This window comes from Stenotrophomonas sp. RIT-551 (assembly GCF_026241915.1).
In the GTDB taxonomy this organism is placed as follows: Bacteria; Pseudomonadota; Gammaproteobacteria; order Xanthomonadales; family Xanthomonadaceae; genus Stenotrophomonas; species Stenotrophomonas bentonitica_A.
This window is the reverse complement of sequence record NZ_JAPJIU010000001.1, coordinates 11,922-30,463: the sequence shown is the minus strand read 5'-3', so window position 1 is coordinate 30,463 and position 18,542 is coordinate 11,922. Positions and strand designations below refer to the sequence as shown.

Annotated in this window: 9 protein-coding genes and 1 riboswitch; of the genes, 3 read left to right on the top strand and 6 right to left on the bottom strand. The window is 67.7% G+C overall.

From position 1 onward, the window contains the following. Positions 1 to 74 precede the first annotated feature (74 nt). The 3 genes from acs (at position 75) to mntP (ending at position 3,773) form a co-directional block, all read left to right on the top strand. Positions 75 to 2,018, top strand: a complete 1,944-nt coding sequence (gene acs, locus ORK51_RS00105; RefSeq protein ID WP_070426241.1) for an acetate--CoA ligase — start codon at positions 75 to 77, stop codon at positions 2,016 to 2,018. A 145-nt stretch (positions 2,019 to 2,163) separates the two neighbouring features. Then, entirely contained in the window at positions 2,164 to 2,829 is a 666-nt protein-coding gene (locus ORK51_RS00100; protein WP_019185603.1) for a response regulator transcription factor, read from the top strand. A 186-nt stretch (positions 2,830 to 3,015) separates the two neighbouring features. Continuing rightward, a riboswitch (yybP-ykoY riboswitch) is annotated at positions 3,016 to 3,106 on the top strand. Between the two features lie 88 nt (positions 3,107 to 3,194). Next, entirely contained in the window at positions 3,195 to 3,773 is a 579-nt protein-coding gene (gene mntP, locus ORK51_RS00095; RefSeq protein ID WP_046272969.1) for a manganese efflux pump MntP, read from the top strand. Positions 3,774 to 3,806: 33 nt separating this feature from the next. On the opposite strand, the gene ORK51_RS00090 is transcribed toward mntP, so the two are convergent. The 6 genes from ORK51_RS00090 to glyQ form a co-directional block, all read right to left on the bottom strand. Continuing rightward, the gene (locus ORK51_RS00090) at positions 3,807 to 7,256 is read right to left on the bottom strand and encodes a hybrid sensor histidine kinase/response regulator (RefSeq protein WP_070426242.1); all 3,450 of its coding nucleotides are present in this window, start codon (positions 7,254 to 7,256) and stop codon (positions 3,807 to 3,809) included. A gap of 78 nt (positions 7,257 to 7,334) precedes the next feature. Continuing rightward, on the bottom strand, positions 7,335 to 9,482 hold the full coding sequence (locus ORK51_RS00085) for a S46 family peptidase (protein WP_266083397.1): 2,148 nt from the start codon (positions 9,480 to 9,482) through the stop codon (positions 7,335 to 7,337). A gap of 99 nt (positions 9,483 to 9,581) precedes the next feature. Beyond that, a complete protein-coding gene (locus ORK51_RS00080) occupies positions 9,582 to 13,427 on the bottom strand; it encodes a translocation/assembly module TamB domain-containing protein (protein WP_266083396.1) in 3,846 nt (1,281 codons plus the stop codon). Next, complete coding sequence (locus ORK51_RS00075; RefSeq protein WP_429000588.1) at positions 13,424 to 15,229, bottom strand: autotransporter assembly complex protein TamA; 1,806 nt, start codon at positions 15,227 to 15,229, stop codon at positions 13,424 to 13,426. The genes ORK51_RS00080 and ORK51_RS00075 overlap by 4 nt, the downstream gene beginning before the upstream one ends. Positions 15,230 to 15,486: 257 nt before the next feature. After that, the gene (gene glyS / locus ORK51_RS00070; protein WP_070426245.1) at positions 15,487 to 17,583 is read right to left on the bottom strand and encodes a glycine--tRNA ligase subunit beta; all 2,097 of its coding nucleotides are present in this window, start codon (positions 17,581 to 17,583) and stop codon (positions 15,487 to 15,489) included. Then, a complete protein-coding gene (gene glyQ, locus ORK51_RS00065) occupies positions 17,580 to 18,491 on the bottom strand; it encodes a glycine--tRNA ligase subunit alpha (RefSeq protein ID WP_070426246.1) in 912 nt (303 codons plus the stop codon). The genes glyS and glyQ overlap by 4 nt, the downstream gene beginning before the upstream one ends. Positions 18,492 to 18,542 lie beyond the last annotated feature (51 nt).

Sequence of the window (18,542 nt, the reverse complement as noted above, 5' to 3'; positions counted from 1 at the left end):
GGCAAACTGAGGGGGAGAGGTCGCCGCTTATGCTGCGACCGCACAACCCAAGTCAACGTGCAAGTGAGGGTGCCATGGCTGATCTTTACCCCGTCGACGCCGCGTTCGCCGCGGCATCGCGGATCGACAGGAACACGTACCAGCAGCGCTACCGTGAATCGGTGGAGCACCCGGACGCCTTCTGGGGCAAGGCCGCCGAGCGCCTGGACTGGTTCAAGAAACCGACCCGCATCAAGAACGTCAGCTACCAGCTCGATGATTTCCGCATCAAGTGGTTCGAAGACGGCGAACTCAACGCCAGCGTCAACTGTTTGGACCGGCAGCTCGACAAACGCGGTGACAAGGTCGCCCTGCTGTTCGAACCGGACAGCCCCGATGCACCCGCCCAGGGCGTGACCTACCGCGAGCTGTATGAGCGCACCTGCCGCCTCGGCAACGCGCTGCGCAACCTCGGCGTCAAGAAGGGCGACCGGGTCACCATCTACCTGCCGATGATCGTCGACGCCGCCGTGGCCATGCTGGCCTGCGCACGCATCGGTGCGATCCACTCGGTGGTGTTCGGCGGCTTTGCCCCGAACTCGATCGCCGACCGCGTCATCGACTGCGGCAGCAAGCTGATCATCACTGCCGATGAAGGGCTGCGCGGTGGCAAGAAGATCCCGCTCAAGGCCAACGTCGATGCGGCGCTGAAGCTGCCCGGCACCACCACCGTGGAAACGGTGCTGGTGGTGCGCCACACCGGCGGCGCGGTGGACATGCAGGCCCCGCGCGACCGCTGGTTCCACGATGTGGTGGACCCGCAGCCGACCCAGTGCGAGCCCGAGCGCATGAATGCCGAGGATCCGCTGTTCATCCTCTACACCTCCGGCTCCACCGGCAAGCCCAAGGGCGTGCTGCACACCACCGGCGGTTACCTGCTGTATGCGGCCTACACCCATGAAGCGGTGTTCGACCTGCGCGAGGACGACATCTACTGGTGCACCGCCGACGTGGGCTGGGTCACCGGCCACAGCTACATCGTGTACGGGCCGCTGGCCAATGGCGCAACCTCGGTGATGTTCGAAGGCGTGCCGAACTTCCCGAACACGTCCCGCTTCTGGGAGGTGATCGACAAACACCAGGTCACCATCTTCTACACCGCCCCCACCGCGATCCGCGCGTTGATGCGCGAAGGCGATGCACCGGTCAAGCGCACCTCGCGCAGTTCGCTGCGCCTGCTTGGCAGCGTCGGCGAGCCGATCAATCCCGAAGCCTGGCGCTGGTACTACGAGGTGGTCGGCGACAGCCGCTGCCCGATCGTGGATACCTGGTGGCAGACCGAAACCGGCGGCATCCTGATCTCGCCGCTGCCCGGCGCGGTCGATCTCAAGCCGGGCTCGGCCACCCTGCCCTTCTTCGGCGTGCAGCCGGCCCTGGTCAACGCCGATGGCGAGATCCAGGAAGGGGCCACCGAAGGCAACCTGATCATCCGCGATTCGTGGCCGGGCCAGATGCGCACGGTCTACGGTGACCATCAGCGTTTCATCGATACGTACTTCCGCACCTACCCGGGCAGCTACTTCACCGGCGACGGCTGCCGTCGTGATGAGGATGGCTACTACTGGATCACCGGCCGCGTGGACGACGTGATCAACGTCTCCGGCCACCGCATTGGTACCGCCGAAGTGGAAAGCGCGCTGGTCTCGCATCCCAAGGTGGCCGAAGCGGCCGTGGTCGGCTTCCCGCACGACATCAAGGGCCAGGGCATCTATGCCTACGTGACCCTGATCGCCGACGAGACGCCGAGCGAGGAGCTGCACAAGGAACTGGTCGCCTGGGTGCGCAAGGAGATCGGGCCGATCGCCGCGCCCGACCACCTGCAGTGGGCCCCTGGCCTGCCGAAGACACGCTCGGGCAAGATCATGCGCCGCATCCTGCGCAAGATCGCCGAGAACGCGCCGGATCAGCTCGGCGACACCTCGACCCTGGCCGATCCGTCGGTCGTGGCCTCGCTGGTGGAAGAACGCAAGGTGAAGTGAGGGGTCCGCAAGCGGACCGTGGGCCCTTTCTCACGATCACCCACACCCCCGCCGCCGCGCGGCCGCCCCCTGACTCAGGGGGCTGCCGTCTCGATACACTCGTTCCGTTTCAGCGTGTTACCCCTTTCGCAACATGGCCCCCACCATGCCTACCCTCCTGATTGCCGATGACCACCCGCTGTTCCGCGAAGCCCTTCGCGGCGCCGTGAGCCGTGTCATCCCCGGCGTGCAGCTGTACGAAGCGGACAGCGTGGAAGCGCTGTACCAGCTGGCCGACCAGCACACCGACGCCGACCTGGTCCTGATGGACCTCAACATGCCCGGTGCGCAGGGCTTCAATGCGCTGGTCCATATGCGTGCCCTGCACCCGCAGCTGCCGGTGGTGGTGGTCTCCGCGCGTGAGGAACCGACCGTGATGCGCCGTGCGCTGGACCACGGTGCGTTCGGCTTCATCCCCAAATCCGCCGATTCGGACACGATCGGCCATGCGCTGGGCACCATCCTCGATGGCGAAACCTGGGCCCCGCCGGAGGCACACAACGTGCCACCGACCGGCCGCGAAGAGCGCGAGATCGGCCAGCGCCTGCGCGAGCTGACCCCGCAGCAGTTCCGCGTGCTGCAGATGCTCGGCGCCGGCCGCCTCAACAAGCAGATCGCCTACGACCTCAATGTCTCCGAGGCGACGATCAAGGCGCACGTCACCGCGATCCTGCGCAAGCTGGGCGTCACCAACCGCACCCAGGCGGTGCTGATGGCCGGCAAGCTGGCCATTGATGACGAGCAGATCGTGTTGCCGCCCGAAGAGGAGTGAGGGCACCACGCGGATCGGTGGCGTAGAGCCGACCGTTGGTCGGCTGCAGAGCCCGATCACGCCGTGCAGCCGACCAACGGTCGGCTCTACCCGCCACGGCTTATAGCCGGGGCTATGAAATCCAGCGTGACCTGCGCAATTGCCGGTAGACGCGCCACGCCACAACCCCGGTGCTAAGCTTCGCGTCCCCTTGGGGAGTAGCCGGATTCCTGCTGCAGGAATCGCCCGCATCAACATACTCGGCCAGTGCGCCGTGGTGCGGGCAACCATCATGGTTGGCGAGACCAGCGGTCCGCGTGCGCAACGACAGGTTGGGCGCGTTCGCGGTCCGTTGCTCGATATCGCCCGACCTGCCGCGTACCCCAATGTCGCCTGTTTCGATCCTGCTGATCGGCTTTGCCATGTCCACCGATGCCTTCGCCGCGGCGATCGGCAAAGGCGCGGCGATGCGCAAGCCCCGTTTCTCCGACGCGCTGCGCGCCGGCCTCATTTTCGGTGTCATCGAAGGCATCACCCCGGTGATCGGCTGGCTGCTCGGCCGCGCCGCGCTGCAGTACGTGGAGGCCTTCGATCACTGGATCGCTTTCGGCCTGCTCGGTGCGCTGGGCGTGCACATGATCATCAACGGGCTCCGCCCGGATGACGGTGCCGAGGACGAAGACACCAGCAAACACCATGGCTTCTGGCGCCTGGCGGTGACCGGCTTCGCCACCAGCATCGATGCGATGGCGGTGGGCATCGGTCTGGCCTTCCTCGATGTGCATATCGGCGTGATGGCGCTGATCATCGGCCTGTGCACGCTGACCATGGTGACGATGGGCATCATGCTCGGCCGCGTGCTGGGCGGCATGGTCGGCAAGCGCGCGGAGATCATCGGCGGCCTGATCCTGATCATCATCGGCTCGACCATCCTGTACGAACACCTCAGCGGTGCCATGGCCTGACCGCCTGCCGCCGCCTCCCCAGGACGCCTGCGGCTAGAGATCGCCGCGGGTGTCGTGGAAGGCCGCCAGGAAGGCGCGCAGCGAGGCCGGCTTGATCGGCTTGGTCAACAACCGGTAGCCACGGTCGCGCGCCATCCGCTTGAGCTCATCGCGGCCATCGGCGGTGAGCAGCGCACCGGGGATCGCACGGCCGGCCTTCTGGCCCAGCGCCACCAGCGTATCCAGCCCATCCAGGCGGTCATGCAGGTGGTAATCCACCAGCATCACATCCGGGCGCTCGACGACTTTCTCCAGCGCCTGGTCGACGGTACTGGCAGTGATCACCTGCACCTGCCAGCGCCCCAGCAACGCGCGCATGCCGTCCAGGATTTCCTGGTCGTTGTCCACGCACAGCACGCGCATCCCGGCCAGCGAATCGGCACGGGTGACCGGGCTGGGCGCCGGCGAGGACGTCGCGGCCGGCAGCTGCGGCGCGGCCACCAGGGGCAGCAGGATCGAGAACATGCTGCCGCTGCCCACGCGGCTGCGGGCGTTGAGGCGGTGATCGAGCAGGCGCGAGATGCGCTGGCAGATCGACAGGCCCAGCCCCAGGCCCTGCTCGCCCCAGTCGAACGGCTGCTGGTAGCGGTGGAACTCGTCGAAGATCTGCTGCATGTGGTGCTCGGGGATGCCCGGGCCGGTATCCCAGACCTGCAGCTCCACCTCCGGCCCACGATGGCGCACGGCCAGCACGATGCGCCCCTGGCGGGTGTAACGCAGTGCGTTGGCCAGGAAGTTCTGCAGCACGCGCCGCAGCAGGCGGCGGTCGCTGCGCACCCAGGCCGGGCGCGCGAACAGATCCATGCGCAGGCCGCGCCCGGCGGCGACGGGCGAGTACTGCGCCGCCAGCTCGCGCATCAGCAGGCTGACATCGAAATCGCCGATCACCGGGTGCAGGCCGCCGGCGTCCAGGCGGGAGACATCCAGCAGGCCATCCAGCAGCTCCTCGGCGGCGCGCAGCGAGGCATCCACGCGCTCGGCCAGGTGCCGCTGCTCTTCGTTGTTGTGGTGGCTCTCACGCAGCGCCGAGGCGAACAGGCGCGCAGCATTGAGCGGCTGCAGCACGTCGTGGCTGATTGCCGCGAGGAAGCGCGTCTTGGACTGCTGCGCCATCTCGGCCTCGTGCGAGCGCTCGGCCACGCGCTGCTCCAGCGTCTCGTTGGCTTCCAGCAGCGCGCGCTCGGCGTGCTTGTAGTCGGTGATGTCGTTGTAGCTGGTGACATAGCCACCGCCGGGCAGTGCCTGGCCGCGCATCTCGATCACTTTGCCGTCGCTGCGGGTGCGCTCGAAGATGTGCGGTGAACCGGCACGCATGTAGCCGATGCGGCGGTTGATCTGCACTTCGATGTCGCCCTCGCCCAGCTCGCCACGCTCGGCGTTGTAGCGGATCAGGTCGGCCACCGGGCGGCCGACGTAGAGCATCCCGTCGGGGTACCCGAACATCTGCTGGTAACGGCGGTTCCAGGCGGTCAGGCGCATGTCCGGGTCGACCACGCTGACCCCGGCACTGATGTTCTCCAGCGTGGTGGACAGAATCTCGCGGTTGAAGCGCAGCTCCTGCCCGGCTTCGTCGAGCACCGCCACCACTTCCCCCAGGTCCATGCCCGAGCCGCGCAGCAGGCTGGTCAGCAGCAGGCGCGCGGAGGCGGCGCCGATCGAGGCCGCCAGCAGGCGCTCGGTGAACTGCACCCACGCCCGGTCCGCCGGCGCGGAGGCCTGCAGCTCACGATCCATCGACTGCGCCTGCTCGAAGAAGGACCGGCGCGCATGGCGGTCACCGACCACCCGTGAGGCCAGCGCCAGCAGGTCGCCCACATGCACGTTGCCGGGCCACACACCGGCCACCGAAGGCCGCTGCGCGTACGGGTCCAGGAAGGGCGCGGCACGCAGGCGCTCGTCCACGCCCGGGCGCCAGCGCACGGAGACCAGCACCATCGCCGCGACATTGACCAGCAGCGACCAGAACGTGCCGTGGGTCAACGGGTCCCAGCCGCTCATGCCGAACAGATGCTGCGGCTGCAGCCAGCCGATCCCGAACGGCCCGTGCACCAGCCAGGCCTCGTCCATCCAGCCGGCATGCGTGAGCGCGGGCAAGAGCAACGTGTACACCCAGGTGGCGAAGCCGAACAGCATGCCGACCTCCACGCCCCGGCGGCTCGCTCCCCGCCAGTACAGGCCGCCGATCAAGCCTGGCGCGAACTGCGCCACGGCAGCGAAGGCCATCAGCCCGTACGAGGCCAGGGTGCTGTCGTTGCTGCTGCCGCGGTAGTAGCTGTAGGCCACCAGGGCCAGCAGCAGGATCGCCGTGCGCCGGATCCACAGCACGCGCGAGGCAACGTCGGCCGCCTCCTGGTGGTCGCCACTGCGGCGCAGCAGCACCGGCATCACCAGATCGTTGCTGACCATGGTGGCCAGCGCGATCGAGGCCACGATCACCATCCCGGTCGCGGCCGAGAAGCCGCCCACGTAGGCCACCAGCGCCAGGAACTTGCGCCCCTCGGCCAGCGGCAGCGCCAGTACCATGCTGTCGTCGGCGACGCTGCCGCCGGTCCCGAACAGGGTCACGCCAGCCGTGGCGATCGGAATCACCATCGCCGAAATGATCACCAGATAGGCCCCGAACATCCAGCGCGCGCGGCGGATGTCGCGCACGTCGCCGCACTCCACCACCGCTACATGGAACTGGCGCGGCAGGCAGATGATCGCCAGGAAGCTGAGCAGCGTCTGCGAGATGAAGCCGACCGGTGGCAGCCCGGTGAACAGCGTATGCGCCGACTCGATCACCGCATCGGTGCGGTCGTTGAGCCACAGGTAGGCGAACAGGCCCAGCGCCACCATCGCGATCAGCTTGATCATCGATTCCAGCGCGATCGCCAGCATCATGCCGTGGTGGTGCTCGGTGGCGTCCACCTGGCGGGTGCCGAACAGCGTGGCGAACAAGGCCATCAGCAGCGCCACGTACAGCGCCGGGTCGGTGAAGAAGCCGGTCGGGCCGACGTTGCCGGTCAGCACCTGCAGGCTCATCGCCACGGCTTTGTACTGCAATGCCAGGTACGGCACGATGCCGATCAGTGCGATCACCGCCACCAGCGCGGCCAGGCGCCGCGAGCGGCCGAACCGCGAAGAGATGAAATCGGCGATGGACACCACGTTCTGGCTGCGTGCGATCAGTGCCAGGCGCTCGATGATGCGCCAGCCGAACACCCACAGCAGCAGCGGCCCCAGGTAGATCGGCAGATAGCCGATGCCGTTGCGCACCGCCGTGCCGACCGCCCCGTAGAACGTCCACGACGAGCAGTACACCGCCAGCGCCAGGCTGTAGACCACCGGGCGCAGCCATGGCCGGTCCGGATACATCGGGCGGCGGTCGCCCCACCACGCCACGGCGAACAGCAGCGCGGCGTAGACCACCGAGACCAGCAGCAGGATCCAGCTAGAAACCACAGGGTTGTTTCCGCAAGAGCAGCCCGCAGTGTAGGCCACGACCGTTGGTCGTGGCGCCACAGGGCCGGCCGGCGTCGCTTACTCGGCGGGGACGCCCATTTCCTTCAACAGCTCCGGCGCCGGGTAGACCTTGGCCAGCAGCCAGCGCAGGTAGCGCATGTCCACGTGCACCGCGCGCTTGAAGCGCGGGTCGAACCACCAGCTGGCGCTGACCGACTCCCAGTTGCTGTCGAAGTTGAGGCCGATCAGCTCGCCCTTGGCATTGAGCACCGGTGAGCCGGAGTTGCCGCCGGTGGTGTCCAGATTGGTCAGGAAGTTGACCGTCTGGGTCTTGAGCACCGGGTCGGCGGTGGAGCCGAAATCGCCCTTGGCGATCGCGGCCAGCAGCGGCTTGGGCGCATCGAACGGGTAGGCGTTGGTGTTCTTCTCCACGATTCCGGCCACGGTGGTCACCGGGTCGAAATGCACGGCATCGCGCGGCGAGAGCGCCTCGACCTTGCCGTAGCTGATGCGCAGCGTACGGTTGGCGTCGGGGTACACCGCGCGGCCCTGCTTGGCCCGCCAGGCGAACAGCGCCTGCATGTAGGCCGGGCGCAGGCGCAGCTGCTCGCCTTCGCGGGTCTTGCGTTCGTCATCCAGGCGCAGCTGCGCGGCCACCAGCGGGCCGGCCAGGTCGATCAGCGGATCGCGCGCCAGCGCCTTGCCCTCCTTGGCCGCGGCAAAGCGCGACAGGCGCTCGGCTTCGTCGCCCAGGCGGGTGCTGGCGTACAGCGTATCCAGGGTCTTGGCCAGCGCAGCCGGGGTCCGGCCGAAGGCAGCGTCGAACTCGGGCACGCGCTGCGCGTCGGGCAGCTGCTGGTAACGGGTCAGCAGCGTGGTCAGCAGGGCTTTTTCGATGGCCGGATCGTAGCGGCGCTGGACCTGCTTGAGCACGCCTTCGATCAGCGCCAGATCGCGCTGCTGGTAGCCGCTGTCGCGCTCGGCGTCGGGCTTGGCCGATTCGATGCGCAGGCGCTCCAGGGTCAGTGCCGAGCGCAGCAGCTGGCTCTGCGCCGCCACCAGGTCGAGCAGCAGGTCGCGCTCGCCCACCGAGGCACCGCTGGACAGCGAGGTCAGCAGCGACTGGATGTCGCCCTGGTAGCGCGCGTCGGTGGCCTGCAGCATCGCCGCTTCATCCGCGGCGCGCTGGGCCTTGGCATCGCTGCGCAGCAGCCCTTCCAGCTCGCCAGCGGCACGCTTGCGGTTGTTCTTCAGCGACTGCAGCTGCGAGGCGTACCGGGTACGCGCCTGCGCGTCCTTGGCACTTGCCGACTCGATGGTGTCGATCATCTGCTGGAACACCGACACGCGGCGCGGCAACACCGCATCGATCTGGCTGGCGAATTCGGCGGCGGTGCGATGGCGGTAGGTGATGCCCGGGTAACCGGCCAACATCGCGTAATCGCCGGTCTTCGGGCCGTCGATCGCCATCTTCAGGTGCGCCGGCGGGTGGTAGGGCACGTTGTCCACGCTGTACGGCGCAGGCTTGCCGTCCTTGCCGACGTAGGCACGCAGCAGGGTGAAGTCGCCGGTGTGGCGCGGCCACATGAAGTTGTCGATCTCATCGCCGTAGTTGCCGATCGCGCGCGGCGGCGCGTAGACCAGGCGCACATCGCTCAGCTCGAGCTGGCGGATGCGGTAGAAATCGGTGCCGTAGTACATGTCCGCCACGCTGCAGCGGATGTTGCCTTCCTTCTCGCACTCGGCCACCAGCTGCTTGCTGGCGCGGTCGACGGCATCGAAGTACGCCCGCCCGGTCTTGCCGCGCGCATCGCGCAGCACCTCATCGGTGACCTTGTCGAACCCGACCGTGACCAGCACGCGGAAATCCGGATTGGCCGCGCGCTCGTCGCTGCGGCCCTTGGCGATGAAACCGTCGTTGATCAGGTTGTGCTCGGGCGAGGTGTTGTACTGGATCACACCCATGGCCACGTGGTGGTTGGTCAGCAGCAGGCCGTCGTCGGAGACGAATGAACCGGTGCCGCCCCCGGCCCGCACCACCGCGCTCAGCGGGGGCGCCGTAACGTTGGCCAGGTCGCCCGGGTTGCCCTTGAAGCCGGCTGCCTTCAGCGGTTTGGCCAGTTCTGGCAGCTGGGTCGGCATCCACATGCCTTCATCGGCATGGGCGCCGGCGGCGAGGGTCAGGCCAAGCGCCAGCGCGGCGGTGAGGGGTTTGCGTGAAGACATGGGCACTTCCGGTACGTCAGAACAGCCCGAGACCTTAGCCACTGAGGCCCGGCAGGGCAACGGCCGATGGTCAGGGGCACCTGAACCACCGGCCGCGGCTTACTTCTCCCGCCGCCAGTTCAGCGACCCGCGGTTCTCCACCGTGCTCGATTCCAGCTCCACATCGAAGCCACGCCGCAGCAGGTACTTCAGCGTCAGTACCGAACCACTGCCGACCAGCGAGACGCCGTAGCCGATGTAGAGCTTGGGCGAGATGTACTTGCCGAAGCCGATGACCGAGCCGCCCAGCGCGCGCGACTGGCTCACGCCGGCATCGTCCAGGCCGAGCTTGGCCCCCAGCTGGGAAGCGAGCAGGCCACTGCCGGCCGACAGCGCCGCCGAGGCCGCGTTGACCTGCTGGGCCTGGTCGCTGCTGGCACCGGTGAGGCTGCGGCCCAGCACCAGGTAGGCCAGTGCTTCGGACTGCGACATGGCCGGGTCCGACCACACGTCCACGCGCGGCGACTGCGCCCGCCCGGTCACATCGATACCGGCAGTGATGTCGCCGACAGTGCGCTGGGCACGGATGTTGATGCGCGGATCGGAGACCGCGTTGTAGTTCCAGTTCAAGTTGCCGCGGGTGATGGTCAGGTCCTGGCCGTAGGCCTTGTAGCGGCCACTGACTTCGAGCCCGCCGTTGGCGGTCATCTCGCGTCCGGGGCGCGCCCACACCTGCATCTTGCCGGTCAGCGCGCCCTTCAACCCGAACCCGGCCATCTTGACCTGGTCGCCCAGGCTGACGGTCAGGTCCATGTCCAGCGGCGAACTCGGGCCCTCTTCCGGATCGACCGGATCAAGCACCACCACGTCTTCAGAGACCGAGGTACCGCGATCCAGGCGCTCCAGGTCCAGATCCGCTTCGGGCACATGCACCGTGCCACGCAGCTGCATCGCGCTGCCGGCCAGGGTGAAGTCCAGGTTGGGGTTGGCCACCACGCGCAGTTCGCTGGTATTGGCCAGCAGCACGTTCTCGCCGTGGATATGCAGCTGCAGCGGCTGCGCGTCACCGAACCAGGACAGCCCGCCATCGACGTACAGCGTGCCCTTGCCCGAGTTGGCCTGGGCGGTGATCTTGGCCGAGCCGTCCGGCTGTGCGGTGAAGCTGCCCTTGCCCTCGGCGAAGGTCAGGCCCAGCGCGGGGAACTCGCCATTGAACTTGCTCAACGTGGCCTCCCCCCCCAGCGAGGGCGTGCCACGGGTGCCGCGCAGGCTGACGTGGCCTTCGATCAGCCCGGTCGGGCGCACGATATCCGGGGAGAACAGTTCGAGCCAGTACAGGCGCGCGATGTTCATGTAGAGCTCGCCGGTCAGCGGTGCGTTGGCATCCCAGCCGGTCTGCACCTTGGCATCGACGAAGCCGTCGCCCTGGAAGCCGACACCGAGCTTGGCGTTGATCTGCTGCGGGGTCATCTCCAGGTTCACCGAGAACTGGTCGTAGCGCACCAGTTCGCCACGGGCGTTGTCGCCCAGGCGCACGCCGCCTTCGCGCGAGGTGACCGAGGCACTGCCTTCCCACGCGTTGCCGCGGGGGCGGATGCGCCCGTCCAGATTCACTTCACCGCGCAGGAAGATGCGGCGGCCGGACTGCGGCGGCAGCCAGGGCTGCACCAGCGCCAGCGGCAATGCATCGCCACGTACGAGCAGGCCTTCGCGCGGCCAGTTCGCGCTGGCGCACAGCGCACCACCGGTGGCCGCCCCCAGGCAGGCATCGCTCAGGGTGACGTTGCTGCCCTGCACGCTGAAGGTGGCCGGCGCACGCAGGCTCCAGGCATCGCCCTTCATCGGTGCGATGCGCAGCGCGGTCAGGTCACCGCGCCAGGCCTGGCCCTGCTGGCGCACACCGCCCTGCAGCGCAACGGCACCAAGTTCGTTTTTCGTCTGCGCATCCACGCGCAGGTTGGACAGGCTGCCGCGCGCATCCACGTTGAGCGTGTCCAGCAGCATGCCCACCTGCAGCTTGCTGCCCTGCACCGCCAGCGTGCCGCTGTCGCCCTGCCATGGCAGGCGGCCCTTGATGCTGATCGCCTCGGCGCTCCAGTCGTCCCAGCGCAGGCCACTGCCGACCAGATCGGCGGTGATGTCCGGTGCGGTGCGAGCGCCCTTGATCAGCACGTGGCCGCGCAGGCTGCCGGTGCTGTTGGGCAACAGGTCCGCCAGCTGCACCGGTTCCAGCTGTGCATCGATATCCAGGCGGTCACCGACCGAGCCCTTGGCGGTCAGGCGGCTGTTGCCCAGCGCGAGCTTGAGGTTGCCCTCGCCCTGCTCGCCGCGCAGGGCGAACCTGCCCTGTGCATCCAGCGCGCGCTTGCGCAGCGTGCCCTTGATGCCGGGCACATCGACGGTGGCTTCATAGCTGCCGGCGGTACCGGCCGGACTGCCGGCGGGCGGCGGCAACTGGCGGCCCTTCGATGCGAACGAACCGGACAGCTTGCCGTCCCACCCCGGCGCGAAGTAACCCGGATCGAAGCCGGCCAGTTTGGCGGCGACGTCCCAATCCAGCTGCGGTGCCCAGGCGACCTGGCCGGTGACATCCAGCGAGCCGCCCGGCGTGCTCGCCTGCAGCTGCTTGATCACGGCGACCTGGTCGTTGCCGCGCACGTCGAACGTCAGGTCGGCGACCTGCTTCTCGCGCTCAACCGAGGCACGGCCAACCGCCGCCCAGGCCTTCAGCGTGCCGGCCAGGCCCATGCGCGCTTCCTTGAGCGTCACCGGCACCGGCGCAGCGGCGCCCGGGGTGGTGGTGTCGGCGGCGGGCACGAAGGTCAGGTCGTTGGCGACGACGGAGAACCGCAGGCTCGCGTTTTCCTTGTCGGTGAAATCGGCGATGCCTTCCAGCCTCGCCTGGCCACCGAAGCCCTTCACCTGCAGCGGCGCCACGGTCAGCACCTGGTCGGCCAGGCCGACCTTGGAGGGCGCCAGTTCCACCGCGATGTCGCCCTGCTTGAAGCTGCCCTGCAGATTGGCCTGGCCGCCCTTGCCGTCGGCCTGCACATCCAGCGCCATCGGCGTGCTGGTGCTCGCGTCCATCCCCGGCACCAGCAGTGCCAGGTCGAGTTCCTTGCTGCGTGCGGTGAGTTTCCAGACCGGATCGGTGCGGCCATCAAAGACCAGGCTGGCCTGCAGCGGCGCCGGTGCGTTGCCGGCGATCGCCACTTCCATGTGCCCCAGGTCGCCGCGTGCGACCAGCCCCAGCCGCGCCGGGGTACGCCCGCGCGGGGCCGGCATCAGCGCGCCGATGGTGATGTCGGTGTCGTAATCGCTGCGTGGCAGATAACGGCCGTCCACGCGGAAATCGCCCATGTCGCTGTCGACCTTGAGCTGGGTCGCGCGGAATTCGCCATTGGCGATCTCCACGCCACCGCGCACCTTGGCGATGTCGATCAGCGGCTGCTGCGCCTGGGTGATGCGGAAGCCATCGATGATGATCGTGTCGGCCTGGATCGCCAGGGGCATTTCGATCTGCGGCAGCGAGTCCGGCCACGAGGGCAGCTCGAACGGCTCATCGCTCTTGGCCAGGTTCAGCGTCGCGTTCTTGATCTGCAGGGCATCGAGCTGCAGCTTGCGCCCCAGCAGCGGGCGGATGTCCGGATCCAGATAGGCGCGCTCGGCGGTGAAATGGATATCGTCGTAGCGGAAGTCCAGATCGTGCAGCACCAGCGGCCCGGCGACGGGACCATCCACCTTGCTCCACGTCAGCGACGCGCCGACCGGCAAGCGTGCGACCACCTGCGCCAGCAGCACATCGCGGCCGGCCACGGTCTGCAGCAGCCAGTACACCAGCAGCAGCGCGAGCAGCACCAGGCCGAGCACGGTGAAGCCGGACCACGCCCAGAAGCGGCGCCTGCGGTAGAAACGCACGCGCGGCGGCGGCGGGGTGGCGGGTGCGGAAGGCGTCGGCGTGCTCACAGGTCCGCTCCGATGTTCAGGTACAGCTGGAACTGCGAATCCGGGTTGTTCAGGCCGTGCGCGATATCCACGCGCACCGGGCCCACCGGCGATTTCCAGCGCACGCCGAAGCCCACGCCGGTGTGCAGGTCGATGGTGTTGTCGAACGCGCTGCCGGTATCGACGAACACCGCCGCGCCCCACGGCCCGCCCTTGAAGTAATGCTCATACTCGGCCGAGCCGACCACCAGGTTCTTCGCGCCGAGCGCGTACTTGTCCGGCGGTGCGGTGCGCGGGCCGACTTCGCGGAAGGCATAGCCGCGGATGCTGCGGTCGCCACCGGCGAAGAAGCGCAGGCTCGGCGGCATCGCCACCAGGTCGCTGGTCCAGGTGCTGCCGCCTTCACCGCGCAGGATCAGGCGGTCGGTGTCGCCGATCGGCACATACCAGCGCAGCACCATGTTGGCCTGCACGAAGCTGGTGTCCGAGCCGGCGCCTTCGATGCCGCCGCGCAGCGTCGCGCTGCCACTCAGGCCACGCCGCGGGAACATTTCATCGTCAACGTTGACGTAGTCGGCCACCAGCTGCGGGTAGACCAGCGTGGAGGTGTTGTAGACCGCATCGGTGAACTCGGTGCCCGAAGCGTAACGCCAGCGCTCGCGCAGGGCGTTGATCGAGGCGATCGCGGTCCAGTACTCGTTGATCTCGCCACTGCGGCTGGCCGACAGCTTGAAGTTGCGCAGGTCGATGTAGTCGGTCTGCTCGTCATACGCGCTGGCGGTGAACGCATACCAGCCATCGAGCCAGTTGAAGGCCGGAATGCGGTAGCTGGTGACCAGGCTCTTGCGCTTCTGCGCATAGTCGAGCTGGGTGTTCATCTTGTGCCCGCGGCTGTTGAGGAAGCGCCGCTCCAGGCCGCCGCGCACACCGGCGCCACTCTCGCTGCCGTAGCTCAGGCCGGCCGTGTAGATCGTGCGCTTGGCGCGGGTGAGGTTGACGTCCACCGGCACATCGCCGTTCTCATCGGCCTGGTCCGGGCGCGGCTGGATGTCGATCACGCTGAAGTAATCCAGCTTGGTCAGTGATTCGCGCAGGCGGTCCAGCTTGCCTTCGTGGAAGTAGCTGCCTTCGTCCCAATAGACCAGCGGGTCGAACAGCTTGTCGACGAAGTAATCCTGGTGGAAGCGGATTTCGCCCATGTTGTAGCGGCGGCCGCTGTCCCAGGTGAGATCGACGTCGGCCGCGTTCTCGGCACGGGTGATCTGGACCTGGCGCTGGGTGAAGTCGGCATCGAAGTAACCACGTTCGGCCAGGCGCCGGGTTACCCGGATCTTGCTGGCTTCGTACTCGGTGTGCTCGAAGCGCTGGCCCTTGCGCGGCTTGAAGTTCTCCAGGTCTTCCTGGAGGTACTGGTCCAGCTGGGCCGGGCCGGTGATGTCGATGTGCTCGCGACGGACCACGGTCGGCGGCCCCTTGTCCACCTGGATCACCACGCGCAGGTTCTCGCCTTCGCGGGGGCTTTCCACCGTGATGGTCGGGTTGTAGTAGCCGAACGGTTCCAGCGCCTCGCGGGTCTGGCGCTCGGCCTGGGACAACAGGTACTCCAGCCGCGACTCGCCCTGGACCTTGCCGATGGTGTCGTACAGGGACAGCGAGACCTCGATGTTCTCGATCATCTCGGCGTCGTCGCCCTTGTCCAATCCTTTGATGTCCACTTTCTCGATGGTCCCCCGTGCATGTGCCACCGAGACGGTGGCAAAGGACAGGAACATCAGCGGAAGGGCGAATTTCGTTGGCTGCATGGCGACAGCATAACGGGCCATCGCGAGCATGCGAAATCGGCGTGGCTGTTTCAGAACGGCGGTGAAGAAGCCGTTAAATTCCGCGAGAAAGTCGCTGCGGACGCATCGGCCCTGAGCGATGCCGACACGGTGTCGGACAGAACCGTCCGCGACGGCTCATGACGTTCCCGGCGCGAATGGTGCGCATTGCGCCGGCCACCCCTAGGAAACGCAGAAGGCGCGAACCGCCGAAGCCGTCGCGCCTTCTGGTGAGCCTCGGGGCGTCCTGCCCCGCAGCGTCAGTTGGACAGGTGTTCGATCGCCGCCACGCTGCCCAGGCGGTCGCCCAGGCGCTTGAGCAGGGCCAGGCGATTGGCCCGCAGCGCCGGGTCCTCGGCATTGACCATCACCGCATCGAAGAACGCATCCACCTGCGGGCGCAGGCGCGCCAACCGGTTCAACACGCTCACGTAGTCCTTCTGGTGCAGGCTGGCGTTGCTGTCATCGATGGCCGCTTCCACCGCTTCGGCCAGTTCGCTCTCGGCCGGCTCGGCCAGCAGCGCCGGGTCGATCATGCCCGGGATCGCGCCCTCGGCCTTGCGCAGGATGTTGCGGATGCGCTTGTTGGCCGCGGCCAGTGCTTCCGCTTCCGGCAGCGCGGCAAAGGTGCCGATGGCATCGATGCGGCGGTCGAAGTCGTAGAGCGAGACCGGCTTCAGCTCGGCGACCGCGTTGAAGTGCGTGGCCGGCACGCCCTTGTCGGCGTAATAGCCGCGCAGACGATCGATCACGAAGTCGTACAGCTCCTGCGGCAGCGCCTCGGTCTTGCGCTCGGCACTGGGCTGCACGCCCGCCGGCAGACCGGCGATGGCGGTGGCGACCAGCGCGCGCAGATCCAGATCAAACCCGCTCTCGATCACCGTGCGGGCCAGGCCCAGCGCATTGCGGCGCAGTGCGAACGGATCCTTGTTGCCGGTCGGCTTCAGGCCTGCGGCAAAGCCACCGGCCAGCGTGTCCAGGCGCTCGGCGATGGCCAGCACCTTGCCCAGCGGCGAGAGCGCGATGTCATCGCCACCGAAGCGCGGCTGGTAGGCCTCGTCGATGGCCAGCGCCACCTCCGGCGACTCGCCGCCGACCACGGCGTAATGCCGGCCGGCGATGCCCTGCAGTTCCGGGAACTCGTTGACCATGCGCGACTGCAGGTCGTTCTTGGCCAGCAGCGCCGCGCGCTTGGCCAGCACCGGGTCCACGCCGACCTGCGGCGCGATGGCCTCGGCCAGTGCGGCCACGCGGGCGACCTTGTCGGCCACCGAGCCCAGCTTGGCCTGGTAGGTGACGGTCTTCAGGCCGTCGCCCATGGCGTCCAGGCCCTGCTTCAGATCTTCGTCGAAGAAGAACTTGGCATCGGAGAACCGCGGACGGATCACGCGCTCGTAGCCCTTGGCCACTTCGGCCACGTCCTTGGATTCGATGTTGGCGATGCCGATGAACTTCTCGGTCAGCGTGCCGCCGGCATCGAGCACCGGGAAGAACTTCTGGTTGATCTCCATCGTCTCGATCAGCGCTTCCTGCGGGACCGCCAGGAACTCGCGCTCGAAGCTGCACAGCACCGGCGCCGGCCATTCGACCAGGTTGACCACCTGCTCCAGGTTGTCCGGAGTGATGCGCGCCTGGCCGCCGGCCTGCGCGGCCGCCGCGTTGACCTGTTCGACGATGCGCGCGCGGCGCGCGTCGGCATCGACCAGCACGTAGGCGGCCTGCAGCGAGGCGACGTAGTCCTCCGGCGCGCTCAGCCGCACGGTCTTGTCGTGCATGAAGCGATGGCCGCGGCTCATGCGGTCGGCCTTCAGGCCCAGCACCTCGGCCTCGATGATGTCCGGGCCGTGCAGCAGCACCAGCCAATGCACCGGGCGGGCGAAGCCGTAGGTGTGGCTGCCCCAGCGCATGGGCTTGGGAATCGGCATCGCCGCGATCGCCTCGCGCAGGATCTCCGGCAGCAGGGTCGCGGTGCGCGCGCCCGGCGTGGTGGAGCGGTGCACGAAGCGCTCGCCCTTGGCATCGGTGGTGCGCTCCAGCGCGGTCCAGTCGATCCCGGCCTTGGCGGCGAAGCCCTGCAGCGCCTTGGTCGGCTGACCCTCGGCATCCAGCGCGATGTTCAGGTACGGGCCCAGCACTTCGCTGTGCTGTTCCGGCTGCTCAACGGCCACGCCGGGCAGCAGCACGGCCAGGCGGCGCGGGGTCGACAGCGGCTTGGCATCGCCACGTTCGATGGCCACGCCACGCTTGGTCAGGCCGTCGACGATGCCATCGAAGAAGGCCTGGGCCAGGCCCGGCAGCGCCTTGACCGGCAATTCTTCGGTACCCAGTTCAATCAGCAGCGGCTGCATCGTGCTCATGCCTGCACCTCCTTGGCGGCGACGGCTTCCAGGCGCTTGGCCTCGTACAGCCTGGCCACGGCCTGGGCCAGCGCGCGCACGCGCAGGATGTAGCGCTGGCGCTCGGTCACGCTGATCGCGCGGCGCGCATCCAGCAGGTTGAAGGCATGGCTGGCCTTGCAGACCTGCTCATAGGCCGGCAGCGGCAGGCCGACATCGACCAGCTTCTGCGCCTCTTTTTCGCAGGCATCGAAGCGATGGAACATTTCATCCACGTCGGCGTATTCGAAGTTGTAGGTGCTCTGCTCGATCTCGTTCTGCAGGTACACATCGCCATAGGTGACCGGGGTGCCATCCGGACCGTAGGTCCAGATCAGGTCATAGACGTTGTCGCAGTTCTGCAGGTACATGCACAGGCGCTCCAGACCGTAGGTGATCTCGCCGAGCACCGGCTTGCACTCCAGGCCACCGGCCTGCTGGAAATAGGTGAACTGGGTGACTTCCATCCCGTTCAACCACACTTCCCAGCCCAGGCCCCAGGCGCCGAGGGTCGGCGATTCCCAGTTGTCCTCGACGAAGCGCAGGTCGTGCACCAGCGGATCGATGCCCAGCGCCTTGAGCGAATCCAGGTACAGCTGCTGGATGTTGTCCGGGCTCGGCTTCATCGCCACCTGGTACTGGTAGTAGCGCTGCAGGCGGTTGGGGTTCTCACCGTAGCGGCCGTCGGTCGGGCGGCGCGAGGGCTGCACGTACGCGGCGTTCCAGCTTTCCGGACCGATCGAGCGCAGGAAGGTGGCCGGGTGGAACGTACCGGCACCGACCTCCAGGTCCAGCGGCTGGATCAGCACGCAGCCCTGCTGTGCCCAATACTGGTTGAGGGTCTGGATCAGGCCCTGGAAAGTGATCGGAACGCTCTTCGTGACGGACATGCGGCGGATTCTTGCCTGCAGGAGGGGTGCGCTAGTATAGCGACCGACCGC